Origin of the sequence: Streptomyces sp. NBC_00091 (assembly GCF_026343185.1) — a bacterium.
GTDB lineage: Bacteria > Actinomycetota > Actinomycetes > Streptomycetales > Streptomycetaceae > Streptomyces.
On the sequence record NZ_JAPEMA010000001.1, the window covers coordinates 5,011,902 to 5,038,151 of the forward strand.

The window sequence follows — 26,250 nt, forward strand, 5'->3', positions numbered from 1 at the left end:
GGCGGGAGCCCCCCTAGCCTGCCGGTATGACCGAGATCGAGATCACCTCCCTGGCCCGCCGACCCGAACTGGGCCCCCGGCTCTGGGACATGGAGGACTCCTGGCCGGAGTTCGCCCGGCACGACCCGATCGCCTGGCTGCTCTACCCGCGCCTGGTCGCGGAGTTCCCCGAGTACGTCTTCGTCGCCACCGACGGCGATGAGGTGGTGGCCCGGGCCTTCAGTGTCCCCTTCGCCCTGCACACGCCGGAGCGCGGCGGGGCGCTGCCCGGGCAGGGCTGGGACCGGGTCCTGATGTGGGCCTTCTCCGACCAGCGGCGCGGGATCCGGCCCGACACGGTCAGCGCCCTGGAGATCAGCATCGCCGTCGGCCGGCAGGGCGAGGGCCTCTCCGGCCGGATGCTGGCCGCCATGCGCGAGGGCGCCCGCGCTGCCGGGTTCGCGGAGGTCGTGGCCCCGCTCCGGCCGAGCGGCAAGCACGCCGAGCCCGACACCCCGATGGCGGAGTACGCGTACCGCACCCGCGAGGACGGGCTGCCGTACGACCCGTGGCTGCGGGTCCACGTGCGGGCGGGGGCGGTCGTCGACTCGGTGGCCCCCGTCTCGATGACCATCAGCGGCACGCTCGCCCAGTGGCGCGAGTGGACCGGACTGCCCTTCGACACGGCGGGCCCGGTCCGCGTACCCGGGGCGCTCAGCCCGGTCCACTGCGACCCGGAGCACGACCGCGCGGTCTACCTGGAGCCGAACGTCTGGGTCCGCCACCCGCTGGGCGCCGCCGGGGCAGTGTCCGGATGATCGCGGTCCGCGCCGCAGGCCCGGGCGACGGTGACACCCTCGGCGAGATCCACGCCGCCGCCTGGGAGGCCGCGTACGCGCCCTTCTTCGATCCGGAGTTCGCCGCCGAGGGCATCCGCAGCCGGCGCACCCGCTGGCACGCGCGGCTCGTGGAGGCCCCGGGGACGCTGCTGCTGGCCGAGGCCGGCGGCCGCCCCCTGGCCATGTCCTGGTCCTCCGCCTCCGGGACCCGTCCGGGTCTCGCGGAGATCCTCAGCTTCTACGCGCACCCCGACGGCTGGGGCAGCGGCGTCGCCGCCGTGCTCATGGAAGCCACGCTGGCCCGGCTGCGCGCGGACGGATTCGCCCGTGCCCACCTGTGGACCCTGCGGGACACTCCGCGGTCCCGCCGCTTCTACGCCAAGTGCGGCTTCGCCGGGACCGGCGCGGTGCGGGGCACGGACTTCGGTGACGGCCGCCCGCTCGAACAGGTCGAGTACGAGCGGGAGTGCTGAGCCGGACGGCATGATCCGGAAGAGACGGCCTAAGGCGCCTTGCAGCGCTCGCTCACGAGGGCGAGCGCGACTCCGGCGTCGTAGCCCTTGCGGTAGTTCGGATCCTTGTCGTCCTGCGGGTTCAGCTTCATGCAGTGGCTCAGGCCGTCCGAGAGGCCCTGCCGGTAGCCGAGCTGGTACTGGTCCTGGGCCTGCGTCCGGGCATCCGCCGTCGTGGTGCAGGCCGTCAGCTGGTTCTCGGCCGGGGTGGGCGCGTTGGCCCACTGCACGGTGTAGGTCCCCTGGGGGACGGTGATCGTCGGGGTCCCCTTGTGGATGATCATCTTGTACTTGCCGCCCGTCTCCGTCACCTTCAGGTCACCGCTGAACCCCGACACGGTCAGGATCAGCTGGGCCGGGTTCGCGGGGTTGACGGCCGCGGTGCACGAGGCGGTGGGCAGGACGCCGGAGGAGGCCGTGGCGGGCGGCGGGGCGGTGCCGAGCGGGACCGCGGCGGCGAACAGGGCGGTGGGGATTGCCAGACGTGTGTGCCGTTTCATCATGTCGAATTCCCGTTCCGTGAAAGCGCAGGTCCGCGAAAGTGCGAGGACAGGGCCGGTTTCCGGGGCGGCGGGCACGCTGGAATTCTTGGCCTCCAAGTATAGCGAGCGGCGGCTTTCCGGCCCCCGTTCACCGGGCGCCCGCCCGGTCGACACCCCCGATGAGGCGCGGGAGCATGGAAACGAGATAGGCACCTTCTGCTTCCCGGGGAGAGAGGAATGCCCACCTCGCCCTGCCCCGACGGAAGTGATGGCTATGAGGACAAGCGCACGGCTGTCCGCCCTCGCGCCACTGCTGGTCTCCTCCCTTGTGATGGGGCCGGCCGCGTTCGCCCAGACCCCGGACGCGCCCGCACGCGCACCCGCCGGGACGTGCACGGTCGCCCCCGACGCCTACAGCAAGCCGCCGACGGCCGTGAAGATCACCGGCAAGGGGTTCACGGGCAAGGAAACGGTGGCCATCAAGGGCGACAACGGGTACAGCAACCCGCAGTTCAACGTGCCCGCCGGCGGCAACTTCCAGATCAACGGCCTCCCCGCGGGCACGTACACGGTCGACGGCGTCGCGTGCGCCGGCGGCACCCCGGCGAAGCCGCAGGACCAGCAGCAGCCGGACACCAACGCCAAGGCCGAGTACGACAAGGGCTACCGGCAGGGCTTCCAGGCCATCAAGGCCAACTGCGAGGCCAAGCCGCCCAAGACGGCGCTCCCGCCCGACCAGAACTGGACGGACGGCTACAACGCCGGTGCCGCGCTCGCGGCCAAGACCTTCTGCGGCGGCCAGAACACCGGCCAGGACCCCGGGAAGCTGTCACAGCACGACCAGGGCTACAAGAAGGGCTACGACACCGTCCAGCAGACCTGCGACACCAAGCCCCCGAAGACCGCCGTGGCCCCCGACCCCGAGTGGCTCCAGGGCTACACCGAAGGAGCCGCCGCCGCAGCGGCCAAGTTCTGCAAGTAGCGCGGGCACCCCGGGCGCGCTGTCCGGCCACTGGAAGAAGTCCTTTGCATAAAACTGCATAGGTACGTATAGTCATGCCATCGAGGAGGAGGGTCCGATGGTGGTACGTGTAGCGGTGGCCGGAGCGAGCGGATACGCGGGCGGTGAAGTCCTGCGCCTGCTGCTCTCGCACCCCGAGGTCGAGATCGGCGCGCTGACCGGGCACTCCAACGCCGGACAGCCCTTCGGTCCCCTCCAGCCGCACCTCGTCCCGCTCGCCGGCCGGACCCTGGAGGCGACCACCCCCGAGGTCCTCGCCGGCCACGATGTCGTCTTCCTGGCGCTGCCGCACGGACAGTCCGCCGCCGTCGCCGCCCAGCTCGGCGACGAGGTGCTCGTCGTCGACATGGGCGCCGACCACCGGCTGAAGGACTCCGCCGACTGGGACAAGTTCTACGGCGCCCCGCACGCCGGCACCTGGCCGTACGGGCTCCCCGAGCTGCCCGGCGGCCGCGCCGCCCTGGCGGGCACCAGGCGCATCGCCGTGCCCGGCTGCTTCCCCACCGCCGTCTCGCTCGCGCTCTACCCCGCCTACCAGGCGCGCCTCGCCGAGCCGGAGGCCGTGATCGTCGCCGCCACCGGCACCTCCGGCGCGGGCAAGGCCCTCAAGCCGCACCTGCTCGGCTCCGAGGTGATGGGCACCGTGACCCCGTACGGCGTCGGCGGCGTCCACCGGCACACGCCCGAGATGGTGCAGAACCTCTCCCCGCTCGCCGGGGAGCGGGTCTCCGTCTCCTTCACCGCGAACCTCGTGCCCATGCCGCGCGGCATCCTCGCCACCTGCTCCGCCAAGGCCCTCCCCGGCACCACCGCGGAGACGCTGCGCGCCGCCTACGAGAAGGCGTACGCCGACGAGCCCTTCGTCCGGCTCCTCCCCGAGGGCCTGTGGCCCACCACCAAGGCGGTGTACGGCTCCAACGCCGTCCACGTCCAGGTCGCCTACGACGAGTCCGCCCAGCGGATCATCGCCATCAGCGCGATCGACAACCTGACCAAGGGCACCGCCGGCGGCGCGGTGCAGAGCATGAACATCGCCCTCGGGTTCCCCGAGGCGCTGGGTCTTTCCACGATTGGAGTGGCGCCGTGAGCGTGACGGCTGCACAGGGATTCACGGCGGCGGGCATCGCCGCCGGGATCAAGGCGAACGGCAACCCCGACCTGGCCCTCGTGGTCAACAACGGGCCGAGACTGGCCGCCGCGGGCGTCTTCACCTCCAACCGCGTCAAGGCCGCCCCCGTTCGCTGGTCCGAGCAGGTCCTGCGCGGCGCCACGGTCAGCGCGGTCGTCCTGAACTCCGGCGGCGCCAACGCCTGCACCGGCCCCAAGGGCTTCCAGGACACCCACGCCACCGCCGAGAAGGTGGCCGAGGCCCTGGGCGGAGAGCACAACGCCGGCGAGATCGCGGTGGCCTCCACCGGCCTGATCGGCGTCCTGCTCCCCATGGACAAGCTGCTCCCCGGCATCGAGACGGCCGCCGCCGCCCTCAGCGCCGACGGTGGCGAGGACGCCGCCATCGCCATCAAGACCACCGACACCGTGCACAAGACGGCCACCGTCTCCCAGGGGGGCTGGACCGTCGGCGGCATGGCCAAGGGCGCGGGCATGCTCGCCCCGGGCCTGGCCACCATGCTCGTCGTCCTCACCACCGACGCCGACCTGGACAGCGCCACCCTCGACAAGGCGCTGCGGGACGCGACCCGCACCACCTTCGACCGGGTCGACTCCGACGGCTGCATGTCCACCAACGACACCGTGCTGCTGCTCGCCTCCGGCGCGTCCGGCCAGGTGCCGCCGTACGCGGACTTCGCGGACGCCGTACGGACCGTCTGCGACGACCTCGCCCGCCAGCTGATCGGCGACGCCGAGGGCGCCAGCAAGGACATCCGCATCGAGGTGATCGGCGCGGCCAGCGAGCAGGACGCCGTCGAGGTCGGCCGGTCCATCGCCCGCAACAACCTGCTCAAGTGCGCCATCCACGGCGAGGACCCCAACTGGGGCCGGGTGCTCTCCGCCATCGGCACCACCAGCGCCGCCTTCGACCCGGACCGGCTGAACGTCGCCATCAACGGCGTCTGGGTCTGCAAGAACGGCTCCGTCGGCGAGGACCGCGACCTGGTGTCCATGAAGGACCGCGAGGTCCACATCACCGCCGACCTGTCCACCGGCACCGAGTCGGCCGTCATCTGGGCCAACGACCTGACCGCCGAGTACGTCCACGAGAACAGCGCGTACAGCTCATGAGCACTGCGAGGAAGCACACCGCGCTGCCCAAGGCAGAGATCCTCATCGAGGCCCTGCCCTGGCTCACCCGGCACAACGGCAAGATCGTCGTCATCAAGTTCGGCGGCAACGCCATGATCGACGAGGACCTGAAGGCGGCCTTCGCCCAGGACGTGGTCTTCCTGCGCCAGGCGGGCCTCAAGCCCGTCGTGGTGCACGGCGGCGGCCCGCAGATCAACGCCCAGCTCGACAAGCAGGGCCTGGTCAGCGAGTTCAAGGCGGGCCTGCGCGTCACCACCCCGGAGGCGATGGACGTCGTACGGATGGTCCTGGCGGGCCAGGTCCAGCGGGAGCTGGTCGGGCTGCTCAACCAGCACGGCCCGCTCGCCGTCGGCATGACCGGCGAGGACGCCCACACCATCACCGCCACCAAGCACACCCCGAAGATCGAGGGCGAGCCCGTCGACATCGGCCGGGTCGGCGAGATCACCGCCATCGACACCGGCGCGATCGAGGCCCTCCTCGCGGACGGCCGGATCCCGGTCATCTCCTCCATCGCGCGCAGCGCCGACGACCACCACGTCTACAACGTGAACGCCGACACGGCCGCCGCGGCGCTCGCGGCCGCGCTCGGCGCCGAGACGCTGATGGTCCTCACCGACGTCGAGGGCCTCTACGCGGACTGGCCCAACAGCGACGAGGTCATCAGCCGGCTCACCGTCAGCGAGCTGGAGAAGCTGCTGCCCGAGCTGTCCAGCGGCATGGTGCCGAAGATGGAGGGCTGCCTGCACGCGGTGCGCGGCGGCGTCAGCACCGCCCGCGTGATCGACGGGCGGGTCCAGCACTCGATCCTGCTGGAGATCTTCACCGACGAGGGAATCGGCACGATGGTCGTGCCCGACGCACAGGGAGGGGACAGCACGTGAGCGGCGACCAGGAGACCGGCAACCAGCGGTACGCGGCGCGCTGGCAGGGCGCGCTGACCAACAACTACGGCACCCCCGCGCTGGCCCTCGTACGCGGCGAAGGCGCGCAGGTCTGGGACGCGGACGGCAAGCAATACACCGACTACGTCGGCGGGATCGCGGTGAACGCCCTCGGGCACGCCCACCCGGCGATCGTCGCCGCCGTCACGCACCAGATCACCACCCTGGGCCACGTCTCCAACCTCTACGCCTCCGAGCCCGTCCTGGCGCTCGGCGAGCGGCTGCTCCAGCTCTTCGGCCGCGAGGGGCGGATTTTCTTCTGCAACTCCGGTGCGGAAGCGGTCGAGGCCGTCTTCAAGATCGGCCGGCTGACCGGGCGGACCCACATGGTCGCCACCGACGGCGGCTTCCACGGCCGGACCATGGGCGCCCTCGCGCTCACCGGCCAGCCGGCGAAGCAGGAGCCCTTCCGGCCGCTGCCCGGCGATGTCACGCACGTCCCCTACGGCGATGTGGAGGCCCTGCGGGCCGCCGTCACCGAGGAGACCGCCTTCGTCCTCATCGAGCCCATCCAGGGCGAGATCGGCGTCGCCGTCCCGCCCGCCGGGTACCTGACGGCCGCCCGCGAGATCACCCGGGCCACCGGGACGCTGCTCGTCCTCGACGAGGTGCAGACCGGCATCGGCCGCTGCGGCAGCTGGTTCGAGTACCAGCAGCACGAGGGGGTCGAGCCCGACCTCGTCACGCTCGCGAAGGGTCTGGGCGGCGGTCTGCCGATCGGCGCCGTGGCCGCCTTCGGCCCGGCCGCCGACCTGCTCCAGCCCGGCCAGCACGGCACCACCTTCGGCGGGAACCCGGTCGCCTGCGCCGCCGGCCTCGCGGTGATCGACACCATCGCCGCCGGGGGACTGCTCGACCAGGTCAAGGCCCGGGGCGAGCGGCTGCGCTCCGGAATCGAAGCCTCCGGGCACGGGCTGGTCTCCCACGTCCGCGGGTCGGGGCTGTTGCTGGGTATCGTGCTGACGGAGCCGCTCGCACCGCAGGTGCAGCTCGCGGCCCAGAAGGCCGGATTCCTGGTCAACGCGCCCGCACCGGACGTCGTACGGCTGATGCCCCCGTTCGTCATCACCGAGACCGAGGTCGACGCGTTCGTCCGGGCACTTCCCGGCATCCTCGACGAAGCGGGACGATCCGGAGAATGAGACGACGATGAGCCAGGCGCAGGAACACGAGCAGACCGGTCCGTCCGTCCCGCAGACCCGCACCGCCCGCCACCGCCGGATCGTGGACATCCTCAACCGCCAGCCGGTCCGCTCCCAGAGCCAGCTGGCCAAACTGCTCGCCGACGACGGGCTGAGCGTCACCCAGGCGACGCTCTCCCGGGACCTCGACGAGCTGGGCGCGGTGAAGATCCGCAACACCGGCGGCGAGCTGATCTACGCGGTTCCCAGCGAGGGCGGCTTCCGCACCCCGCAGGCCCCGCTGGGCGAGTCGGCGAAGGAGGAGCGGATGCGGCGCCTCTCCGGTGAACTGCTGATCTCGGCGGAGGCCTCCGCGAACCTCGTGGTCCTGCGCACCCCGCCCGGCGCGGCCCAGTTCCTCGCCTCGGCGATCGACCAGGCCGAACTCCAGTCGATCCTCGGCACCATCGCGGGCGACGACACCCTGATGCTCATCAGCCGCGACCCGGCCGGCGGCCAGGCCCTGGCCGACCACCTCCTGCGCCTCGCGCAGAAGGAGGGCTAGACCCCTTAGTACCGGGTCACGGCGAGGGGGCCGGATTCCGTGCCGATCGCGATGTGCGGGTGCCGGCGCGGGTTCGCCCAGCGCAGGATCTCGCGGATCGCCCCCTCCGGTACGGAGACGCAGCCGGCCGTCGCGCCCTTGCCGTCCACGTGCAGGAAGATGCCCGCGCCGCGGCCGCGTACGGGCCGGTCGTAGTTGAAGCCGATGACCAGGGCGTGCGCGTACTGCTCCTCGTACGTCACCAGGTGCTCGGCCTCGGCCGGCGCGCAGTCGGGCGGCAGCGGCTCGGTCCACCGGTTGTAGGCGGCGGAGGCGTTGTCCTGGCACCACCACGAACGGTCCGTCACCCGCCGGTACCGGTACGCCGTTCCGGCCGGCGCGTGCGCGATGCCGAAGGCGTACGGCAGCGCGTACAGGCCCGTCGGGGTGGTGTTCGTGCCCTGGGTCCGGGTGGCGCCCTCGGTCAGGCCGTTCGCGCCGAACCGGGCGGGCGCGCTGCCGGCCTCGAACCAGTGGCCCGCGCGCCGGTCCCACCAGGTCAGCAGACCCGTCGTGGAGCCGGGCGCGGGAGCGACGGCGGTGATCAGCTGGCTGCCGCCACCGGTGTCGGCGAGGCGGGCGGGCAGCGGATCGGGCCCGGGGGGCCACAGGGCGGCGAGGATCAGCGAGCCGGCGAGCAGAGCGGTACGCAGCACGTGTCAGACGGTACGGGCAGGCAGGGGCAGCGGCAGCGCAGGCAGGCCGTCGACGCTGGATCCGATGTGCTCCTTCTTCTCGCAGTACTCGGCGAACTCCTCGTCCGTCTTGCGGCCGAAGTACTCCGCGTGGAGGGTGCGTTCGCCCTGGTACTCCATCAGGGGGACGGCGAAGCCGCACACGTCCGCGATCCGCCGGGCGTGCACCAGGATCACCGCCCGCGCGGCGGGCCCGTCGGCTTCGCCGAAGAGGCCGATCAGCTCACCCCAGCGGGGGTCGTCGCGGAAGACCGCCTCGCCGTCGCCGTGGATGCGCACGATGTTGGGCGGGCCGGAGAAGGCGCACCACATGAGCGTGATCCGGCCGTTCTCGCGGACGTGCGCGATCGTCTCGGCGCCGCTGCCGCCGAAGTCGAGGTAGGCCAGGGTCCGGTCGTCGATGACGACGAGGGTCCCGGCGCGTCCCTTGGGGGACAGGTTGACGTGGCCGTCACCGGTGAGCGGGGCGGTCGCGGTGAAGAAGACCGGCTGTTCCTCGATGAACTCGCGCAGTCGGCCGTTGATCGTTTCGTAGAGCTTTCCCATGATCGAATTATTGGCCGGAACGGTCGCTTCAGGCCAGGACGATCTCAGGGGGACCAGTCGTCCAGCAGCGTGTCCGCCACGAACCGGCGCACCTTCGGATCCACGAGCCGGCGCAGGTCCGGGTCGGGGTCCACCGACAGGGCCACGGAGGCCTGGAGCGCGGCGATTCCGCCCTGGGCGCGCAGTAGACGGAACGCGGCCCTGCGGGTGTGCGCGGGCCGTTCCGGGGCGGTGCGCGCGGCCAGCGCGCCCGGGTCCAGCCGCCGGGCCACGGGGCGCAGGCAGAGCCCGGCCTCGCGGGTCACCGACGCCGACGGGTCGTCCAGCATCGCGAGCAGGACCGCGTCGGGGGTGGTGGCGTCCAGGTGGCGCAGCCCGGCCAGGGCGGCCGCCCGTACCGCGTCGGCGGGATGGTCCAGCAGGGCGTGCAGCAGCGGTGTGTCGTCGCGCCGGGCGCACTCGCAGAAGCCGGCCACCGCGTACCGGCTCACGCGCTCCGGGTCCGTGACGAGCCCGAGGTAGTGCGCGTACGGGTCGCCGCCGTCCTGGCGCACGAGCCAGCGGGCACAGGCCCGGACCATGGCGGACCGGTCGGCCAGGTGCTCCGCGGCCTGCGCCGACCGGCCGGCCCCGCGCAGGGCGGTGACCCCGGCGGCCCGGACCATCGGGCGGCGTCCGCCGAGCAGGATGTCGATCGCCTCGTCGTCCGGCCCGTCGGCGGCCATCGCCGCCAGGGCGGCGTCGGTCCACATCCGGCTCGACCACGGGTCGTGCTCCACGGCGGCCCCCCGGGCGAACTCCCGTACGCCGAACTGCCCGGTGGCGAGGGTGAGGCGGGTGGCGAAGCGGCGGGTCGGCAGGTCGGTGCTCTTCCTGAGGCGCTCCAGCATGGCCCCGCGCTGCTTGGGGGTCAGCGAGTTCCAGCTCCAGGTCGTCGCGGCCTGTCCCGGGCGCCACCAGGCGGCCAGGAGGGTGTACCGGCCGCTCAGGGCGGCCTCCATCTGCTCCAGTGCCCAGGTGCCGTGCTCGCGGCCGCCCAGTCGGATGACGAGGGGGGTGAGTTCGGTCAGCGCGTGGGCGGAATCGTCGGCCACCTCCTGACCCAGCAGCCTGCGGGTCCGGTACCGGGCGCCGGGGGGATTGTTGGCCACCGCCCGGCCCAGCACCCTGCGGGCCCGGTCCCGGACCTGCGGGACCCAGTCGGCGCAACGGATCAGGACGAGCGGCAGCGGGGGATTGCGCCACGCGGCGAGCGCGGACGCGCGGATCCGCCCGTCGGGGTCGCACAGGCGGGCCTCGATCCGGGTGCTGCGGAGCGCGGTGTCCGGGTGGGAGCCCAGGCGCCGCACCTCCTGGTCGAAGGCGATCCAGGCTTCCGGCCCGCTCCCGGCGAGGCTCCCGGCGAGGCCGCCCTGCCCGCGCAGGAGCGCCGCCGCCACGGCGCGCCCCCGTTGCGCGTCCTGCCCTGTGCCCCGCATGTGCCCTCCCCGGATCGCCTTGCCCGCTGATCGTAGGCGGCGGCCCGCGGGCCACGCTCCTGATATCCGGGCTGGTCAGCGGCGTGGCGGGCCGACTCGATTGACGAAACATACGGAGCAATGCATAGTTATGCCTGTTCTTGTTTGCACCGTAAGGGAGAGATCCGTGGCCGAGCGCGTCGTACTCGCCTATTCAGGCGGCCTTGACACCTCCGTCGCCATCGGCTGGATCGCCGAGGAGACGGGCGCCGAGGTCATCGCCGTCGCCGTGGACGTCGGCCAGGGCGGCGAGGACCTGGACGTCATCCGCAAGCGCGCTCTCGCCTGCGGCGCCGTCGAGGCCGAGGTCGCCGACGCCAGGAACGAGTTCGCAGAGGAGTACTGCCTCCCGGCCATCAAGGCGAACGCCCTCTACATGGACCGCTACCCGCTGGTCTCCGCGCTCTCCCGGCCGGCGATCGTCAAGCACCTCGTCGCCGCCGCCCGCAAGCACGACGCCTCGATCGTGGCCCACGGCTGCACCGGCAAGGGCAACGACCAGGTCCGCTTCGAGGCCGGCATCGCCGCCCTCGGCCCCGACCTCACCTGCATCGCCCCGGTCCGCGACTACGCCATGACCCGGGACAAGGCGATCGCCTTCGCCGAGAAGGCGGACCTCCCGATCGCCACCACCAAGAAGTCCCCGTACTCCATCGACCAGAACGTCTTCGGGCGCGCCGTCGAGACGGGCTTCCTGGAGGACATATGGAACGCCCCGATCGAGGACATATACGAGTACACCTCGGACCCGGCCCTCCCGCGCGAGGCCGACGAGGTCGTCATCTCCTTCGAGGCGGGCGTCCCGGTCGCCATCGACGGCAGGCCCGTCACCGTCCTCCAGGCGATCCAGCAGCTCAACGAGCGGGCCGGAGCCCAGGGCGTCGGCCGGATCGACATCGTCGAGGACCGCCTCGTCGGCATCAAGTCCCGCGAGGTGTACGAGGCCCCGGGCGCGATCGCGCTGATCACCGCCCACCAGGAGCTGGAGAACGTCACCGTCGAGCGCGAGCTGGCCCGCTACAAGCGGCAGGTCGAGCAGCGCTGGGGCGAGCTGGTCTACGACGGCCTGTGGTTCTCCCCGCTCAAGCGGGCCCTGGACGGCTTCATCGACGAGGCCAGCCGGCACGTCACCGGTGACATCCGGATGACCCTGCACGGCGGCCGCGCCGTCGTCACCGGCCGCAGGTCGGACCGGTCGCTGTACGACTTCAACCTGGCGACCTACGACTCGGGCGACACCTTCGACCAGTCCAAGGCCCAGGGCTTCATCGAGATCTTCGGCCTCTCCTCGAAGATCGCAGCGCGTCGCGACCTCGCCTGAATCGTTTGACGCTGTACCGAGACGGCCTCCCCGCCACCCCCCGCTGGGGGAGGGGAAGGCCGCCGCACCACCACCCTCATGAGGAGCAGTAGCTGTGAGCAGCAACAACGGTGACGTCCGGCTCTGGGGCGGCCGGTTCGCCGACGGCCCTTCCGAGGCCCTCGCGAAGCTGTCCGCGTCGGTCCACTTCGACTGGCGCCTCGCGCCGTACGACATCGCCGGCTCGCGCGCCCACGCCCGTGTGCTCGCGAAGGCGGGGCTGCTGACGGCCGAGGAACTCGACCGCATGATCGCGGGCCTGAACCAGCTCGAGGCCGCCGTGGCCGACGGTTCCTTCACCGGCACCATCGCCGACGAGGACGTCCACACCGCGCTCGAGCGCGGCCTGCTGGAGCGGCTCGGCCCCGACCTCGGCGGCAAGCTGCGCGCGGGGCGTTCGCGCAACGACCAGGTGGCCACCCTCTTCCGGATGTACCTGCGCGACCACGCGCGGATCATCGGCGGGCTGATCGCCGACCTCCAGGACGCGCTGGTCGGCCTCGCCGAGGCGCACCCGGACGTGGCGATGCCGGGCCGGACCCACCTCCAGCACGCGCAGCCCGTGCTCTTCGCCCACCACGTACTGGCGCACGTGCAGGCCCTGTCCCGGGACGCGGAGCGGCTGCGGCAGTGGGACACCCGGACCGCGGTCTCCCCGTACGGCTCGGGCGCCCTGGCCGGATCCTCGCTCGGCCTGGACCCGGAGGCGGTCGCCGCCGACCTGGGCTTCGAGCGGGGCTCGGTCGGCAACTCGATCGACGGCACGGCCTCCCGCGACTTCGTCGCCGAGTTCGCCTTCGTCACCGCGATGATCGGGATCAACCTGTCCCGGATCGCGGAGGAGATCATCCTCTGGAACACGAAGGAGTTCTCCTTCGTCACCCTCCACGACGCCTTCTCCACCGGCTCGTCGATCATGCCGCAGAAGAAGAACCCGGACATCGCGGAGCTGGCGCGCGGCAAGTCGGGCCGCCTCATCGGCAACCTGACCGGCCTGCTCGCCACGCTCAAGGCCCTTCCCCTGGCCTACAACCGGGACCTCCAGGAGGACAAGGAGCCGGTCTTCGACTCCTGCGACACCCTCGAGGTGCTGCTGCCGGCCTTCACCGGCATGATGGCCACCCTCACGGTCAACCGGGAGCGGATGGAGGAGCTGGCTCCGGCGGGCTTCTCGCTCGCCACCGACATCGCCGAGTGGCTGGTCAAGCAGGGCGTGCCCTTCCGGGTGGCGCACGAGGTGGCCGGCGAGTGCGTCAAGGAGTGCGAGGGGCTCGGCATCGAGCTGGACGAGCTGACGGACGAGCAGTTCGCGAAGATCTCCGAGCACCTCACGCCCGAGGTCCGTACGGTCCTCAACGTCCCCGGGGCCCTGGCCTCCCGCAACGGCCGCGGCGGCACCGCCCCGTCGGCGGTCGCGGTCCAGCTCACCGAGCTGAAGGCCGACCTGGTCATCCAGCACGCCTGGGCGATCCACAAGCAGTAGATCCACAAGCAGGAGATCCACCAGCAGTAGCCGTCGTGCCCGGAGGGGCGGTACGGGCCGCGCGCCCGTACCGCCCCTCCGGCGTGCGGGGGTGTCAGTTGCCGCTCGCCCAGTCGGCCAGGGCGTCGAAATCCGGCCGGGTCAGGCCGATCCGCTCGTCGACGTACATCAGCAGGGCGTGCGCCGGGTGGCGCTGGTCGACGTACTCGCGGTCCATGGCCGTGATGTCGTCGTCGATCCAGGCGAAGGGCCGCGCGCCCGCGTACTCGAGGACGTACTGCGTCTTCCAGAAGGTGCCGCGCGGCGCCCGGCCGTGCATCACCGGCCAGTCGATGAACGGGAGCCGCGGCAGCCCCAGGTGCGGTCCTATCCAGTCGTTCGCCTCGTCCTTCCAGGTGGTGGCCCAGACGAGCTCGTACGCGTCCGCCAGCGCGAGCAGCTCCGCGCCGTGGGCGGGATTCAGCCAGACTCTCAGCGGCTTGGCGCTCTCCGCCGCCGTCCAGCCCGTGGGCCGCATCCGGTGGGTCGTGTAGCCCTCGGGGCGGCGCTGGGCCTGGGCGGCGTAGGGGTTCAGCGGTCCGTCGACGTCGATCAGCAGCAGCGGCTTCATGTCCTCAGGGTTCCTCTCGGGCTGCCCGGTCGGCAGCTGGTTTCTTGGTGGGGGTGCTCGAGCGAATGAGACGTCGACGTCTCATTCGGGGTATGCTTGTCTCATGGCCATGGATCGTGACCAGGTGCTCCGCGACGCGGCGGCCCTGCTCTCCCGCAAATCGACCGCAACGATGGACGAGGTCGCCCGCGCGGCGGGCATCGGCCGCGCGACCCTCCACCGGCACTTCGCCGGGCGGGACGCCCTCGTACGGGCCCTCGAAGAGCTCGGCATCCGCGAGTTCGAGGTGGCCTTCGACAACGCCCGCCTCGACGAGGGCACGGCGGTGGAGGCGCTGCGGCGGCTCGTCGCCCAGGCGGAGCCCAACGCCGAGCTGCTGGCCTTCCTCGTCACCGAGAACCAGCTCTTCGAAGGCGACCAGGTCAACGAGGGCTGGGCCCGCCTCGACGCCCGCGTGAGCGCGCTCTTCAGGCGCGGCCAGCAGGAGGGCGACATCCGGATCGACCTGAGCCCCGCCTGGCTCACCGAGGCCCTCTACGGCCTGATCGGCACCTGCGCCTGGGCCGTCATGGACGGCCGGGTCGCCGCCAAGGACTTCCAGTACATGATCACCGAGTTGCTGCTCGGTGGCGCAAGACGGAGTGTGGAGTGATGAGCCGAACCGTACAGCTGAACCGGCCGACGGGGGCGGAGGGGAAGAGCCGAGGACGCTGGCTGGCGCTCTCCGTGCTCGTCCTGGCCGTGCTGCTGGTCGCGGTGGACGCCACCGTACTCGGCCTCGCCACCCCCTCCCTCAGCGAGGACCTCAAGCCGTCCGGCACCCAGCTGCTGTGGATCGGCGACATCTACTCCTTCGTCATCGCCGGCCTGCTCGTCTCCATGGGCTCCCTCGGCGACCGCATCGGCCGCAAGAAGCTGCTGCTGCTCGGCGCCACCGCCTTCGGCGCCGTGTCCGTCCTGAACGCCTACGCGACCAGCCCCGAGATGATGATCGTGGCCCGGGCGCTGCTCGGCGTGGCCGGCGCGACCCTGATGCCGTCCACCCTCGCGCTGATCCGCAACATCTTCCACGACCCCCGCGAGCGCAGCCTCGCCATCGGCATCTGGGGCGCCACCGCCTCGGCCGGCGCGGCCGTCGGACCGGTCGTCGGCGGAGCCCTGCTCCAGCACTTCTGGTGGGGCTCGGTCTTCCTCATCAACCTGCCCGTGATGATCGCCCTGGTCCTCGTCGGCATCAAGCTGCTGCCCGAATCCAAGAACCCGGTCGCCGGCCCCTGGGACCTCTTCAGCGTCGCGCTCTCCCTGACCGGTGTCATCGGCGTGGTCTACGCCGTCAAGGACGTCGCCACCCACGGCCCGAGCTGGGGCGTCTGGGCCGCCGCCGTGACCGGCTCCGCGTGCCTGTACGCCTTCGTCCGCCGCCAGTTCACCCTGACCTCCCCGCTGCTCGACATGCGGCTCTTCAAGCACCGCGGCTTCTCCGGCGCGGTCCTCGCCGACCTGCTGACCGTGTTCGGCCTCTCCGGACTGGTCTTCTTCCTCTCCCAGTTCCTCCAGCTGGTGCAGGGCCGCGACCCCCTGGAGGCGGGCCTCGCCGAACTGCCCGCCGCCATCGGCGCGGTCGCCACCGGCCTGCTCGCGGGCCGCTACGCCCGCCGGTACTCGGTACGCGGCATCGTGGCCGGCGGCCTCGCGGCCATCGGCCTGGCCCTGGCCGTCCTCACCGTGATCCACAAGGAGACCGGCTACCCGCTGCTCGGCGCGGCCCTGCTCGTCGTCGGCCTGGGCGCGGGCTTCTCCTTCACCGTCACCGCCGACGTGATCCTCTCCAGCGTGCCCAAGGAACAGGCCGGTTCGGCCTCGGCCGTCTCCGAGACCGCGTACGAACTGGGCGCCGCGCTCGGCATCGCCCTGCTCGGCTCCATCGTGACCGGCGTCTACCAGGGCTTCACCGCCCCGGCGACGGTCCCCGGCCCGGTCGCCGACGCGGCACACGAATCCCTCGGCGGCGCCGTCGAGGCGGCCAGGGTCCTGGACCCGCAGACCGCCTCGCAGATGGTCGGCGCGGCCCAGGAGGCCTTCGTGGACGGGCTGCGGCTCGCCTCCGGCGTCGGCGCGGCCGTCCTGCTGGCCACCGCCGCCGCGGCCTGGTTCCTGCTGAAGGGGCAGGAGCTCCAGGACGGCGTCGAGCACTGACGTCCCGCCAGGGCAGGGCATCCCGGCCGGAGTTGACAGTCCGTCGGAACCCGGGACACCATCCCCGCGATGGAGATCAACGACCTGACCCCGGCCGAGCGCCGCGTATGGGAAGCCTTCCCGCGCGGTGAGGGCGTCGACTTCCGGGCGGATCCCGACGAGACCGGCGCCGGCGGCGAGTCCTGGGGCCCCGAGCGGACCCTGCGCGGCGAGGTGCTCACCGCCCTGCTGCTGAGCGGGCCCAATGCCGAAAGGCAGGTCGCCGGGCTCAACATCAGGGGCGCCCGGATCACCGGCAGACTGAACCTCAGGTACGCCGTCGTCGAGCACCCGATCCGGCTGCGGTCCTGTTGGTTCGAGCGCAAACCCCTGCTCCACGGGGCGCAGCTGCGGTACTTCGTGGTCAACGACTCGACGCTGCCGGGGCTGAACGCCGACTTCGTCAGCGTCGACGTCGCGCTCAAACTGTCCTGCTGCCGCATCACCGGTCCGGTCCGGCTCGCCGGGGCCCGGATAGCCGGCGGCCTCTTCCTGCGCCGGGCGGTCATCGGCACGCCCCCCACCGCGGGGGAGCCCGCGGAAGAGACCGCGCAGCCCCTGCTCCAGATCAACCACGCCGACATCGGCACCGACATCATCGCCATGGACCTCACGGTCCACGGCCAGACCCGGATCAACGGCACCACCGTCGCCGGCCAGGTCAACCTCAACGACGCCCGTCTGCTGGCCCCCGGTGGCATCGCACTGCACGCCGAGAACCTGACCGTCGGCACCGACCTGCGGGGCCACCGGCTGGAGGCCGAGGGCATGTTCAACCTCACGGGCTCCCGCATACCGGGCCAGCTCTACCTCGGCCGCGCCGCCTTCAGCAACCCCGGCGGGGTCGCCCTGCGCGCCTCGAGCTGTGTCGTCGGCGAGGTGTGGCTGAGCTCCTGCGAAACGATCCGGGGCGTGGTGAGCATGCGCCGCTCCCAGTTCGACCTGCTGCACATGCCGCCGGAGACCTGGCCGGCGCAGATCCGCATCGACGGCCTCACCTACCGCACCCTCGCCCCCCACCTGCCCGCCGAGGAGCGGCTGCCCGCCCTGGAGCGGGAGGAGTCGGGCTACCTCCCGTACGCCTACGAACAGCTCGCCGCCGCCTACCGCACGGCCGGCGACGAGGCGGGCGCGCGCAGCGTCCAGCTGGCCAAGCTGCGCCGCCACCGGCGCACCCAGCCCCGCCACTCCCGCCTCTGGGGGCTGCTCCAGGACGCCACCGTCGGCTACGGCTTCCGGCCGCTGCGCGCGGCGGGCTGGCTGCTGGCGCTGCTGCTGACCGGCTGGATCGCGTACGGTCTGCGGCCGCCCCGCCCGATCAAGGCGGGGGAGGCGCCCGACTTCAACCCGGTCTTCTACACCCTCGACCTGATGCTGCCGATCATCGGCTTCGGCCAGGAGACGGCCTTCGCGCCGAGCGGCTGGTACCAGTGGCTGTCGTACCTGCTGATCGTGACCGGCTGGGTCCTCGCCACCACGACGGCGGCGGGCGTCAGCCGGGCACTCCAGCGGCAGTAGCTAGTGCTGTGACCGGCAAGGTTCACCGGGTCGCCACGCCCGGCACGGCACCTCACTGCGTTGTCGGACCGCGCAAGTACGTCCAGTACGAGCCGCGGCCCTCCGCCTTGCGATGCACCGCACCGGACGCCGCGCCCCGGCAAACCTTTCCGGCCACAGCACTAGGCGGCCTTCGCCTTGGTGGCGTACATGTCCACGTACTCCTGGCCCGACAGCCGCATGACCTCGGCCATCACCGAGTCGGTGACGGCGCGCAGCACGTAGCGGTCGCGGTCCATGCCCTCGTAGCGGGAGAACTCCATCGGCTCGCCGAAACGGACGGTGACCCGGCCCGGGCGCGGCATGCCGGCGCCGCCGGGCTGGAGCTTGTCCGTGCCGATCATCGCGAAGGGGACCACCGGAGCGCCGGTCATCAGCGTGAGGCGGGCGATACCGGTACGGCCGCGGTAGAGCCGGCCGTCGGGGGAGCGGGTGCCCTCGGGGTAGATCCCGAAGATCTTGCCCTCCTCGAGGATCCGGCGGCCCGTCATCAGCGCCGCGACCCCGCCGTTCGCACCGTCCCGGTCCACCGGGATCATTCCGGCGCCGGTGAAGAACCACGCCATCAGACGACCCTTGAGGCCCTTGCCCGTCACGTACTCGTCCTTGCCGATGAAGTGGACCGTACGGTCACAGACCAGCGGAAGGATCATCGAGTCGATGAAGGTGAGGTGATTGCCCGCCAGGATCACCGGACCGGTGCCCGGAATGTTCTCCAGCCCCTCGACCTTGGTGCGGAACATCAGGCGCATGACCGGTCCGACAGTGGCTTTGATGAGCGCGGTACGGAACAACGTGAGCCCTCCGGCATCGAAAAGCGGCTTTCGCACCACACGGCGGTAGTGCAGGTGAGGACGATACTCGTGGGTCACCCCTGATCGCACATCGGGTTCACGCGGTGGATACGCAGTGTTGACACACGTTTCCGCCATGTTCCGGCGGAGCCCACCCCCGCGCCATCCGCCCTTGCCTACCATCGGCACGCCGATCCGGGCCGCACGCCCCGGAGATCCCGGGGGCCGCGGGCCCGTTTCAGAATCAGGAGAGGCACTCATGACGCAGGGTGGGGCAGCGCGGCGAACGGTGCTCGGAGCGGCCGTGCTGGCGGCCGGAACCGGCATCACCGGACTGGCGGCGGGAACCGCCTCCGCCGCCGAGGGCGGGCACGGCGAGGGCGGCTACCGGGACCTCCCCGTCCCGCTGGTGATCGGCCACCGCGGCGCCAGCGGCTACCGCCCCGAACACACCCTCGGCTCCTACCAGCTGGCCCTCGACCTGGGTGCCGACGTCATCGAGCAGGACCTCGTCCCCACCAAGGACGGCCATCTCGTGTGCCGCCACGAGAACGAGATCGGCGGCACCACCGACGTCGCCGACCACCCCGAGTTCGCCGCCCGGCGCACGACCAAGACGATCGACGGGGTCTCCGTCACGGGCTGGTTCACCGAGGACTTCACCCTCGCCGAGCTGAAGACCCTGCGCGCGAAGGAACGTATCCCCGCCGTCCGCCAGCGCAACACGCTCTACGACGGCCACTGGGCCGTCCCCACCTTCGAAGAGGTGCTGCGCTGGGCCAACCGCGAGGGCCGGCTGCGCGACAAGCGGATCTGGCTGCACGTGGAGACCAAGCACCCCAGCTACTTCCGGGGACTGGGCCTGGGTCTGGAGGAGCCCCTCGCCAAGCTGCTGCGCCGCTACGGGCGCGACGGCCACGATGCCGCCGTCTTCCTCCAGTCCTTCGAGCCCTCCAGCATCCAGCGGCTCTCCCGCCTGGTGTCCGCCCCGCGGGTGGTGCTGCTCTCCGCGGCGAACACCCGGCCCTGGGACTTCGAGGTGGCCAAGGACCCCCGTACCGTCGCGGACCTGGTCAAGCCCGAGGGACTGAAGTGGATCGCCGGCTTCGCCCAGGGCATCGGCCCCACCCTCGACCTCATCGTCCCGCGCGACGCGGCCGGCAAGCTCGCCGCTCCCACCACCCTCGTACGCGACGCCCACGCCCGGGGCCTGGTCCTGCACCCCTATACGGCGCGCAACGAGAACAGCTTCCTGCCGGCCGAGTACCGCAAGGGCACCGACCCGGCCGCCTACGGCGACGCCTTCGGCGCCTTCAAGAAGTACTTCGAACTGGGCGTCGACGGCATCTTCACCGACAACCCGGACACCGGACTGCTCGCCGCCGAGGCCTTCCGCCCCGGCCGCGGCGTCAACCGCTAGACCCCGCACCCCGTACGGGTGGGCCGGGCCCGGCGGGGAAACCGCCCGGCCCGCCGCCCGCGTCCCGCCCGGCATGGACCTGCGACAGGAACCGGACCTGCTCAAGGAGCTGGGCCCGCTGCTCTCCGCCGAGGCGGCCGCGGAGGCCCCGGCCGCCGGGGTGGACGCCGCCGACCTGGAACAAGCCGTCTGGGTGAGGCTGCTGGAGCCCGGCGCGCGCGCCCCCGACTCCACCGGCCGCGCCCGCTGGCTGCGGCGGGCGGTGCGCGCCGAGGCCCGGCTCGCCCGGCGGCGGGCGCGGCGCGAGATCCCGTACGGTGCCACCCCCGCCGACGCGGCCGGCGAGCCGGAGGGGGCCCTGCTGCACGGTGAGGAGAACCGGGCCCTCCGATCGGCGGTCGCCCGGTTGCCGGGGCGCTGCCCGGAGCTGATAGGCGCACTTCTGTCGCCCAGAGACCTTACTTACCGTGAAATCGCAGGAGAGTTGGGTATCTCACAAGGAAGTTTGGGGCCGGTACGTTCCCGTTGCCTGGGATGTCTGCGCAGAATGCTGGCTGCAGAGGTTGCGGCTCCTGGCCCGTGGGGAAAGGAGCGGTAGACCGGAGAGCCACCAGGTGAGCGGGAGGCATGCGCACATGGGCATGAGCGTGACCATTTCGGCGGCGGCCGCCGAAGACGCCGAGCAGATCTTCAAGCTGCAGTATCTGGCGTTCCAGCGGGAGGCCGAGCTGTACGGCAACTACCTCATCCAGCCCCTGACCCAGTCCCTGGACTCCCTGAAGGCGGAGCTGGCCTCGGACACCGTCCTGGTGGCCCGGCTCGGCGACGAGGTGGTGGGCGCCGTGCGCGGCAGCGTCGGCGAGGACGGCACGGCGAGCATCGGCAAGCTGTGCGTACACCCGCGCCTCCAGGGCCACGGTCTCGGCGCCCGGCTGCTGCGCGGGGTCGAGGGGGCCCTCGCCGGACACGGCGGCACGACCCGCTTCCGCCTCTACACGGGCCACAAGAGCGAGTCCAACCTGCGGCTCTACCGCAAGGCCGGCTACGCGCAGGTCGGCAACCGCACCGCCTCCGACGGCGTGCACCTGGTGATCCTGGAGAAGGAAGCCAAGGACAGCGACTACGCCGTCAGCGCGTAGGCACCGCAAGGGCGTTGCCCCGGCCCGGGGATCCGGGCCGGTGTCAGCGCTTGGAGCGGAGCCAGAGGATCCCGGTGACGGGCAGGATCACCGGGATGAACAGGTAGCCCATCCCGAAGTCCGACCACACCGTCGCGTCGGGAAAGGACTCGGGCCGCACCAGGGTCCAGGCGCCGACGGCCAGCACCCCGGCCAGTTCGGCCGCGCAGCAGACCAGCGCCGCCCTGCGGGCCTTCTCCCCGCCGCGCACCAGCGAGTACGTGATGAAGGCGTAGGCCACGGCCGCCGCCGCCGACAGCGAGTACGCCAGCGGCGCCCGGTCGAACTCGGTGGAGATCTGGTAGACCGAGCGCGAGAGCGCGCCCACCACCATCACCCCGTAGAGCCAGACCAGCAGCAGCCCGGGACCGGAGACCAGTCGCTTGCGCCCGGTGGGCGGGGCGGTCGTCGTGTCAGGCACCGGTGGTTCCCCAGATGTCGTAGAGCCGTACTTCCAGCACGGCGAGGACGACCGCACCCGCGGCCACCGTCACCGAACCCCACTTGGTGCGCTCGGTCAGCGAGAGCATCCCGGCGGCCGGGACCGCCGCGAAGGCGCCCAGCAGATAGGCCACGAAGATCACCGTGCCCTGTCCGGGCTTCTCGCCCCGGCCCAGCTGGACCAGGCCGATCACCAGCTGCGCCAGGACCAGTACGGTCACCGCGGCCATGCCGATGAAGTGCCAGTCCTTGGTCGGCTGGTCCCGCCATGCGGCGTAGCCGCACCAGGCGGCGAGGGCGAGGGCGGCCACACCGATGGCGACCGTCAGGGCGTCGAGCATGCAGCGAGGGTATTACGGGCCGAAAGACCCGATGCGCCCACCCCTCGTCCTACGGATCGTGGCCTTGACCACAACGCACCCGGCCGCCGGGCTCGCCGCGGACGCGGCCGTCAGGGACCTCCCGGCCGTGTCGGCGCTGGTCGGCACTGGTCAGCGCTGGTCGGCGACGCTGGTGACCCGCTCGAGACGGACGACCGGGGTCGACCGGAGTGTTCCGGAATGTGATCAGAATGCGTCCGCTATGCGGACAGTGTTGATCGGAGAGTCGCCATGTCTGCTTTACTGGGGCCCATGACCACGACGAGCAGCCGCACCCTTGCGACCGAGGCGACGATGACGCCCGGTGCTCGTTGTATGTGTCGAATGTGCGCCTTCTGAGGGCCCCTTCCTGCAGTCTCGCGCCCCGAAGCGAGACCGGCCGAGCAACTCCGCCACCGCAGTCGACTGACACCAACAGCTGACCCGCAGTACGGATCGCTCCTGCCCCGCGCACGCGTCGTCGCCATCCTTTTGTGACGGTTCGACCCGTATCGCGTCTCCAGATGTTTGCCCCGTGCACGGCATCCGCACCCCGTGCACTCGACAGCGACGGAAATCCTGTGATCACCACATCGGGCCTCACGAAGGTCTACCAGTCCCGTGGCCGCGAGGTCACCGCCCTGGACGGCGTCGACCTGCACGTCCGCGAGGGCGAGGTCTACGGAGTCATCGGCCAGAGCGGCGCCGGCAAGTCCTCCCTGATCCGCTGCGTGAACCTGCTCGAGCGCCCCACCACCGGCACCGTCACCGTCGACGGGGCCGACCTCACCGCCCTCGCCGGCCGCGGCCGCCGCGCCGGCAAGGAACTCCGCCAGGCCCGCAGCCGCATCGGCATGGTCTTCCAGCACTTCAACCTGCTGTCCTCGCGCACCGTCCAGGCCAACATCGAGCTGCCCCTGGAGATCCTCGGAGTCTCCGGCCGCGAGCGCACCCGCAAGGCCCTGGAACTCCTCGACCTGGTCGGCCTCGCCGACAAGGCCAAGGCCTACCCCACCCAGCTCTCCGGCGGCCAGAAGCAGCGCGTCGGCATCGCCCGCGCCCTGGCCGGCGACCCCAAGGTCCTCCTCTCCGACGAGGCCACCAGCGCCCTGGACCCCGAGACCACCCGCTCGATCCTCCAGCTGCTGCGCGACCTCAACCGCCAGCTCGGCCTGACCGTCCTGCTCATCACGCACGAGATGGACGTGGTCAAGTCCGTCTGCGACTCCGCCGCGCTGATGAAGCGGGGCCGGATCGTCGAGTCCGGCACCGTCGCCGAACTGCTCGCCACCCCCGGCTCCGAGCTGGCCGGCGAACTCTTCCCCGTCAGCGGCGCCGCCACCGGCCCCGACCGCACGGTCGTCGACGTCACCTTCCACGGCGACGCCGCCACCCAGCCGGTCATCTCCCAGCTGGCGCGCACGTACAACATCGACATCTCGATCCTCAGCGCCGCGATGGACACCGTCGCCGGCCGCCAGATCGGACGGATGCGCATCGAACTGCCCGGCCGCTACGAGGACAACGTCGTACCCGTCGGCTTCCTGCGCGAGCAGGGCCTCCAGGTCGACCTCGTCGACGCCGACGCCGACTCCGACCTCGACTCCGAAATCGCCGCACTGGTCAAGGATGGTGCCAAGTGACCTGGTCCGAGATGCAGCCCCTGCTCACCCAGGGCACCTACGACACCCTCTACATGGTGCTGTGGTCCACCCTGGTGACCGTCCTCGGCGGACTGCCCATCGGCATCCTCCTCGTCCTCACCGACAAGGGCGGCCTCCTGCAGAACCAGCCGCTCAACAAGGCCCTCGGCGTGATCGTGAACATCGGCCGCTCGATGCCGTTCATCATCCTGCTGATCTTCCTGATCCCGGTCACCACCGCCGTCGTCGGCACCTTCATCGGCCCCACCGCCATGATCGTCCCGCTCGCCATCGGCGCCGTCCCCTTCTTCGCCCGGCTCGTCGAGACGGCCGTCCGCGAGGTGGACCACGGCCTGATCGAGGCCGTCGAGTCCATGGGCGGCGGCATCCCCACCCTCATCGGCAAGGTCCTGCTGCCGCAGGCCCTGCCCTCGCTGGTCGCCGCCGTCACCACCACCGTGATCACCCTGGTCGGCTACTCCGCCATGGCCGGCGCCGTCGGCGGCGAAGGACTCGGCTCGAAGGCCATCACCTACGGCTTCCAGCGCTTCGAGACCGGCTTCATGTTCGCCACCGTCGCCGTCCTGATCGCCCTCGTCACGGTGATCCAGCTGATCGGCGACGGCGTGGTACGCGTCCTTGCGCGCCGCGGCCGGACAGCCTGAAAGAACTTCCCCACCGCAGAGCCCGCACTTGTCGTGCTTGGGCCACCACCCGCGAAACACCCGCGAAAAGCAAGAAAGGCACTCTTCGTGCGTAAGAACATCAAGCTCACCGCCATCGCCGCCGCCTCCGCCGCGCTCGCCCTCGGCCTCACCGCCTGCGGCAGCTCCTCGGACCCCTCCACGGCCGCCAAGACCGACGGCGGCAAGGTCGACGAGAGCAAGCCGCTGGTCATCGCGGCCTCCCCGAGCCCGCACGCCGACATCCTGAACTTCGTCAAGGACAAGCTGGCGGCCAAGGACGGCCTCAAGCTCGAGGTGAAGGAGTTCACGGACTACGTCCTGCCCAACACCGCCACCGAGCAGGGCCAGGTCGACGGCAACTTCTTCCAGCACAAGCCGTACCTCGACGACTTCAACAAGAAGAACAGCACGCACATCGTGCCCGTCGTGAACGTGCACCTGGAGCCCCTCGGCCTGTACTCCAAGAAGGTCAAGGCCCTCTCGGACATCAAGCCCGGCCAGACCATCGCCGTCCCCAACGACACCACCAACGAGGGCCGCGCGCTCCAGCTCCTCGCGGCCAACAAGCTGATCACCCTCAAGGACGGGGTCGGCACCAGCGCCAAGCTGTCCGACATCACCGACAAGAAGGGCCTGGAGTTCAAGGAGCTGGAGGCCGCCACGGTCCCGCGCGCCCTGAACGACGTGGACGCCGCCGTCATCAACGGCAACTACGCCCTCGAGGCCAAGCTCTCGCCCGCCAAGGACGCCCTGGTCCTGGAGAAGGCCGAGGGCAACCCGTACGCCAACTTCCTGGCGGTCAAGGACGGCAGCCAGAACGACCCGCGCATCCAGAAGCTCGCCAAGCTCCTGAACTCCGACGAGGTCAAGAAGTTCATCGAGGAGAAGTACCAGGGCTCGGTCGTCCCGGCCTTCGGCGCCCCGGCCGCCTGACCCAAGACTGCCTGGTAGACGCCGGATTCCCGGCCCCGCGCACCCCCTCGGGCGCGCGGGGCCGCGGTCTGCCCGGGGGCTTCCCGGGCTCTGCCCTGGCGCTGCCCCGGCTCTGCCCGCATCCGGGCAGCCCGGCCCTGCACATCCCCGGGCCGATGCTGCATGCTGTGGCCTACGACCCGCACAAACGGTCCCGTACCCGAACGGTCCCGCACCACGGTCTCCCAGGCATGGAGCTGCGCATGACTACCACCTTCCCGGACGTCACCATCAGCACGGACCGGCTGGTGCTGCGCCCCTTCGAGGAGGAGGACGTCACCGCGCTCGCCGAGATGATGAACGACGAGCAGGTCACCGCCTGGACCTCGGTACCGCACCCCTACACCCACGCCGACGCCCGCGCCTGGGCCACCGCGCTCTCCCACACGGAGCGCACCGAAGGCCGCGGCATCGTCTTCGCCGTCACCGAGTTCCTCACCCAGCGCCTCGTGGGCATCGTCCACCTCCAGAACACCAACTGGCGCACCCGCACCACCGAGGTCGGCTACGTCACCGCCCCCTGGGCCCGCGGCGAGGGCTACGCCAGCGAGTCCGTCCTCGCCGTCGCCCAGTGGCTCCTGCGCGACCAGCGCTTCGAGAGACTCGAACTGCGCACCGCCGCGGACAACACCGCCTCCCAACAGGTCGCCCAGAAGATCGGCTGCATCAGCGAGGGCGTCCTGCGCAACGCCTGGATAGTGCGCACCCAGGGGGCAGACGGCAGCTGGGCCGAGACCCGCACCGACCTCATCGTCTGGAGCCTGGTCCCCGAGGACCTCGACGAAGCCGACGAATACGACGCGTACGAGAGCCGCCACGCCTACCCCGGCCACACCGTCCACTCCGGATACGACGACGGCTACCCCCTCAGGCAGCGCGCCGACGCGACGGGCTACGCCGTCGGCGCCGACCGGAACTGACCCGATGACCAGGTAGTCTCACCGTGCCCACCCCCTGACGCCGCCGACGAAGCTGACGACGCTGATTCGC

The 26,250-nt window shown here is 71.5% G+C and carries 28 protein-coding genes; 20 read left to right on the forward strand and 8 right to left on the reverse strand.

Annotation, left to right across the window (positions count from 1 at the left end):
• The first annotated feature begins 26 nt into the window (after window positions 1–26).
• Both OOK34_RS23120 and OOK34_RS23125 read left to right on the forward strand, forming a co-directional pair.
• Window positions 27–797, forward strand: coding sequence for an N-acetyltransferase (locus OOK34_RS23120; protein WP_267035762.1), 771 nt, complete (start codon window positions 27–29; stop codon window positions 795–797).
• Window positions 794–1,291: a GNAT family N-acetyltransferase gene (locus OOK34_RS23125; RefSeq protein ID WP_267035763.1), complete on the forward strand. Its 498-nt coding sequence runs from the start codon at window positions 794–796 to the stop codon at window positions 1,289–1,291. Before OOK34_RS23120 ends, OOK34_RS23125 begins: the two co-directional genes overlap by 4 nt.
• 29 nt (window positions 1,292–1,320) lie before the next feature.
• On the opposite strand, the gene OOK34_RS23130 is transcribed toward OOK34_RS23125, so the two are convergent.
• Window positions 1,321–1,833: a hypothetical protein gene (locus OOK34_RS23130; RefSeq protein ID WP_267035764.1), complete on the reverse strand. Its 513-nt coding sequence runs from the start codon at window positions 1,831–1,833 to the stop codon at window positions 1,321–1,323.
• A gap of 253 nt (window positions 1,834–2,086) precedes the next feature.
• On the opposite strand from OOK34_RS23130, the gene OOK34_RS23135 reads away from it, so the two are divergent.
• From OOK34_RS23135 to OOK34_RS23160, 6 genes are all read left to right on the forward strand, one after another.
• Window positions 2,087–2,794, forward strand: a complete 708-nt coding sequence (locus OOK34_RS23135) for a hypothetical protein (protein WP_267035765.1) — start codon at window positions 2,087–2,089, stop codon at window positions 2,792–2,794.
• 97 nt (window positions 2,795–2,891) lie between these two features.
• Window positions 2,892–3,920, forward strand: a complete 1,029-nt coding sequence (gene argC / locus OOK34_RS23140; protein WP_267035766.1) for an N-acetyl-gamma-glutamyl-phosphate reductase — start codon at window positions 2,892–2,894, stop codon at window positions 3,918–3,920.
• Window positions 3,917–5,074: a bifunctional glutamate N-acetyltransferase/amino-acid acetyltransferase ArgJ gene (gene argJ, locus OOK34_RS23145; RefSeq protein WP_267035767.1), complete on the forward strand. Its 1,158-nt coding sequence runs from the start codon at window positions 3,917–3,919 to the stop codon at window positions 5,072–5,074. Before argC ends, argJ begins: the two co-directional genes overlap by 4 nt.
• The gene (gene argB / locus OOK34_RS23150; protein WP_267035768.1) at window positions 5,071–5,979 is read left to right on the forward strand and encodes an acetylglutamate kinase; all 909 of its coding nucleotides are present in this window, start codon (window positions 5,071–5,073) and stop codon (window positions 5,977–5,979) included. The genes argJ and argB overlap by 4 nt, the downstream gene beginning before the upstream one ends.
• Window positions 5,976–7,181, forward strand: a complete 1,206-nt coding sequence (locus OOK34_RS23155) for an acetylornithine transaminase (protein ID WP_267035769.1) — start codon at window positions 5,976–5,978, stop codon at window positions 7,179–7,181. Before argB ends, OOK34_RS23155 begins: the two co-directional genes overlap by 4 nt.
• A 7-nt stretch (window positions 7,182–7,188) precedes the next feature.
• Window positions 7,189–7,725 (forward strand): arginine repressor, encoded by a 537-nt coding sequence (locus OOK34_RS23160; RefSeq protein ID WP_267035770.1) that lies wholly within the window; start codon window positions 7,189–7,191, stop codon window positions 7,723–7,725.
• Window positions 7,726–7,730: 5 nt separating this feature from the next.
• Here OOK34_RS23160 and OOK34_RS23165 read toward each other — a convergent pair whose 3' ends face one another.
• The 3 genes from OOK34_RS23165 to OOK34_RS23175 are packed head-to-tail and all read right to left on the reverse strand — an operon-like array spanning window position 7,731 to window position 10,483.
• Window positions 7,731–8,405 carry a L,D-transpeptidase gene (locus OOK34_RS23165; protein WP_267036881.1) on the reverse strand — a complete coding sequence of 225 codons (675 nt, stop codon included), beginning with the start codon at window positions 8,403–8,405 and terminating at the stop codon, window positions 7,731–7,733.
• A gap of 18 nt (window positions 8,406–8,423) precedes the next feature.
• On the reverse strand, window positions 8,424–9,005 hold the full coding sequence (locus OOK34_RS23170; protein WP_267035771.1) for a pyridoxamine 5'-phosphate oxidase family protein: 582 nt from the start codon (window positions 9,003–9,005) through the stop codon (window positions 8,424–8,426).
• Between the two features lie 44 nt (window positions 9,006–9,049).
• Window positions 9,050–10,483: a hypothetical protein gene (locus OOK34_RS23175; RefSeq protein WP_267035772.1), complete on the reverse strand. Its 1,434-nt coding sequence runs from the start codon at window positions 10,481–10,483 to the stop codon at window positions 9,050–9,052.
• A 166-nt stretch (window positions 10,484–10,649) separates the two neighbouring features.
• On the opposite strand from OOK34_RS23175, the gene OOK34_RS23180 reads away from it, so the two are divergent.
• Together OOK34_RS23180 and argH are read left to right on the forward strand one after the other, a co-directional pair.
• The gene (locus tag OOK34_RS23180) at window positions 10,650–11,843 is read left to right on the forward strand and encodes an argininosuccinate synthase (protein ID WP_267035773.1); all 1,194 of its coding nucleotides are present in this window, start codon (window positions 10,650–10,652) and stop codon (window positions 11,841–11,843) included.
• A gap of 94 nt (window positions 11,844–11,937) precedes the next feature.
• Window positions 11,938–13,365 carry an argininosuccinate lyase gene (argH, locus tag OOK34_RS23185; RefSeq protein ID WP_267035774.1) on the forward strand — a complete coding sequence of 476 codons (1,428 nt, stop codon included), beginning with the start codon at window positions 11,938–11,940 and terminating at the stop codon, window positions 13,363–13,365.
• Between the two features lie 94 nt (window positions 13,366–13,459).
• On the opposite strand, the gene OOK34_RS23190 is transcribed toward argH, so the two are convergent.
• Window positions 13,460–13,975, reverse strand: a complete 516-nt coding sequence (locus OOK34_RS23190) for an HAD domain-containing protein (protein WP_267035775.1) — start codon at window positions 13,973–13,975, stop codon at window positions 13,460–13,462.
• 103 nt (window positions 13,976–14,078) lie between these two features.
• On the opposite strand from OOK34_RS23190, the gene OOK34_RS23195 reads away from it, so the two are divergent.
• From OOK34_RS23195 to OOK34_RS23205, 3 genes are all read left to right on the forward strand, one after another.
• On the forward strand, window positions 14,079–14,627 hold the full coding sequence (locus OOK34_RS23195; protein WP_267035776.1) for a TetR/AcrR family transcriptional regulator: 549 nt from the start codon (window positions 14,079–14,081) through the stop codon (window positions 14,625–14,627).
• Window positions 14,627–16,171 (forward strand): MFS transporter, encoded by a 1,545-nt coding sequence (locus OOK34_RS23200; protein ID WP_267035777.1) that lies wholly within the window; start codon window positions 14,627–14,629, stop codon window positions 16,169–16,171. Before OOK34_RS23195 ends, OOK34_RS23200 begins: the two co-directional genes overlap by 1 nt.
• 69 nt (window positions 16,172–16,240) lie before the next feature.
• Window positions 16,241–17,728, forward strand: coding sequence for a membrane-associated oxidoreductase (locus OOK34_RS23205; RefSeq protein ID WP_267035778.1), 1,488 nt, complete (start codon window positions 16,241–16,243; stop codon window positions 17,726–17,728).
• Between the two features lie 161 nt (window positions 17,729–17,889).
• Here OOK34_RS23205 and OOK34_RS23210 read toward each other — a convergent pair whose 3' ends face one another.
• Window positions 17,890–18,519, reverse strand: coding sequence for a 1-acyl-sn-glycerol-3-phosphate acyltransferase (locus OOK34_RS23210; protein WP_267035779.1), 630 nt, complete (start codon window positions 18,517–18,519; stop codon window positions 17,890–17,892).
• A 301-nt stretch (window positions 18,520–18,820) separates the two neighbouring features.
• On the opposite strand from OOK34_RS23210, the gene OOK34_RS23215 reads away from it, so the two are divergent.
• From OOK34_RS23215 to OOK34_RS23225, 3 genes are all read left to right on the forward strand, one after another.
• Entirely contained in the window at window positions 18,821–19,981 is a 1,161-nt protein-coding gene (locus tag OOK34_RS23215; protein ID WP_267035780.1) for a glycerophosphodiester phosphodiesterase, read from the forward strand.
• Window positions 19,982–20,054: 73 nt separating this feature from the next.
• Window positions 20,055–20,579, forward strand: coding sequence for a sigma-70 family RNA polymerase sigma factor (locus OOK34_RS23220; protein WP_267035781.1), 525 nt, complete (start codon window positions 20,055–20,057; stop codon window positions 20,577–20,579).
• Between the two features lie 37 nt (window positions 20,580–20,616).
• Entirely contained in the window at window positions 20,617–21,120 is a 504-nt protein-coding gene (locus OOK34_RS23225; RefSeq protein ID WP_267035782.1) for a GNAT family N-acetyltransferase, read from the forward strand.
• Between the two features lie 43 nt (window positions 21,121–21,163).
• Here the strand turns inward: OOK34_RS23225 and OOK34_RS23230 are convergent, their stop codons facing one another.
• A complete protein-coding gene (locus OOK34_RS23230) occupies window positions 21,164–21,580 on the reverse strand; it encodes a hypothetical protein (RefSeq protein ID WP_267035783.1) in 417 nt (138 codons plus the stop codon).
• A complete protein-coding gene (locus tag OOK34_RS23235) occupies window positions 21,573–21,941 on the reverse strand; it encodes a hypothetical protein (protein WP_267035784.1) in 369 nt (122 codons plus the stop codon). The genes OOK34_RS23230 and OOK34_RS23235 overlap by 8 nt, the downstream gene beginning before the upstream one ends.
• 599 nt (window positions 21,942–22,540) lie before the next feature.
• Between OOK34_RS23235 and OOK34_RS23240 the strand changes: the two genes are divergently transcribed.
• From OOK34_RS23240 to OOK34_RS23255, 4 genes are all read left to right on the forward strand, one after another.
• A complete protein-coding gene (locus tag OOK34_RS23240) occupies window positions 22,541–23,602 on the forward strand; it encodes a methionine ABC transporter ATP-binding protein (protein WP_267035785.1) in 1,062 nt (353 codons plus the stop codon).
• Window positions 23,599–24,267, forward strand: a complete 669-nt coding sequence (locus tag OOK34_RS23245; RefSeq protein WP_267035786.1) for a methionine ABC transporter permease — start codon at window positions 23,599–23,601, stop codon at window positions 24,265–24,267. The genes OOK34_RS23240 and OOK34_RS23245 overlap by 4 nt, the downstream gene beginning before the upstream one ends.
• 87 nt (window positions 24,268–24,354) lie before the next feature.
• Entirely contained in the window at window positions 24,355–25,221 is an 867-nt protein-coding gene (locus OOK34_RS23250; protein ID WP_267035787.1) for a MetQ/NlpA family ABC transporter substrate-binding protein, read from the forward strand.
• Between the two features lie 242 nt (window positions 25,222–25,463).
• Complete coding sequence (locus OOK34_RS23255) at window positions 25,464–26,180, forward strand: GNAT family N-acetyltransferase (RefSeq protein ID WP_267035788.1); 717 nt, start codon at window positions 25,464–25,466, stop codon at window positions 26,178–26,180.
• Window positions 26,181–26,250: the final 70 nt, after the last annotated feature.

Coding starts and splice junctions, on each gene's coding strand:
- OOK34_RS23120 (WP_267035762.1), top strand. CDS start 27: ATGACCGAGATCGAGATCACCTCCCTGGCCCGCCGACCCGAACTGGGC.
- OOK34_RS23125 (WP_267035763.1), top strand. CDS start 794: ATGATCGCGGTCCGCGCCGCAGGCCCGGGCGACGGTGACACCCTCGGC.
- OOK34_RS23130 (WP_267035764.1), bottom strand. CDS start 1,833: ATGATGAAACGGCACACACGTCTGGCAATCCCCACCGCCCTGTTCGCC.
- OOK34_RS23135 (WP_267035765.1), top strand. CDS start 2,087: ATGAGGACAAGCGCACGGCTGTCCGCCCTCGCGCCACTGCTGGTCTCC.
- argC (WP_267035766.1), top strand. CDS start 2,892: ATGGTGGTACGTGTAGCGGTGGCCGGAGCGAGCGGATACGCGGGCGGT.
- argB (WP_267035768.1), top strand. CDS start 5,071: ATGAGCACTGCGAGGAAGCACACCGCGCTGCCCAAGGCAGAGATCCTC.
- OOK34_RS23160 (WP_267035770.1), top strand. CDS start 7,189: ATGAGCCAGGCGCAGGAACACGAGCAGACCGGTCCGTCCGTCCCGCAG.
- OOK34_RS23170 (WP_267035771.1), bottom strand. CDS start 9,005: ATGGGAAAGCTCTACGAAACGATCAACGGCCGACTGCGCGAGTTCATC.
- OOK34_RS23175 (WP_267035772.1), bottom strand. CDS start 10,483: ATGCGGGGCACAGGGCAGGACGCGCAACGGGGGCGCGCCGTGGCGGCG.
- OOK34_RS23190 (WP_267035775.1), bottom strand. CDS start 13,975: ATGAAGCCGCTGCTGCTGATCGACGTCGACGGACCGCTGAACCCCTAC.
- OOK34_RS23195 (WP_267035776.1), top strand. CDS start 14,079: ATGGCCATGGATCGTGACCAGGTGCTCCGCGACGCGGCGGCCCTGCTC.
- OOK34_RS23200 (WP_267035777.1), top strand. CDS start 14,627: ATGAGCCGAACCGTACAGCTGAACCGGCCGACGGGGGCGGAGGGGAAG.
- OOK34_RS23205 (WP_267035778.1), top strand. CDS start 16,241: ATGGAGATCAACGACCTGACCCCGGCCGAGCGCCGCGTATGGGAAGCC.
- OOK34_RS23210 (WP_267035779.1), bottom strand. CDS start 18,519: ATGCGCCTGATGTTCCGCACCAAGGTCGAGGGGCTGGAGAACATTCCG.
- OOK34_RS23215 (WP_267035780.1), top strand. CDS start 18,821: ATGACGCAGGGTGGGGCAGCGCGGCGAACGGTGCTCGGAGCGGCCGTG.
- OOK34_RS23220 (WP_267035781.1), top strand. CDS start 20,055: ATGGACCTGCGACAGGAACCGGACCTGCTCAAGGAGCTGGGCCCGCTG.
- OOK34_RS23225 (WP_267035782.1), top strand. CDS start 20,617: ATGGGCATGAGCGTGACCATTTCGGCGGCGGCCGCCGAAGACGCCGAG.
- OOK34_RS23235 (WP_267035784.1), bottom strand. CDS start 21,941: ATGCTCGACGCCCTGACGGTCGCCATCGGTGTGGCCGCCCTCGCCCTC.
- OOK34_RS23255 (WP_267035788.1), top strand. CDS start 25,464: ATGACTACCACCTTCCCGGACGTCACCATCAGCACGGACCGGCTGGTG.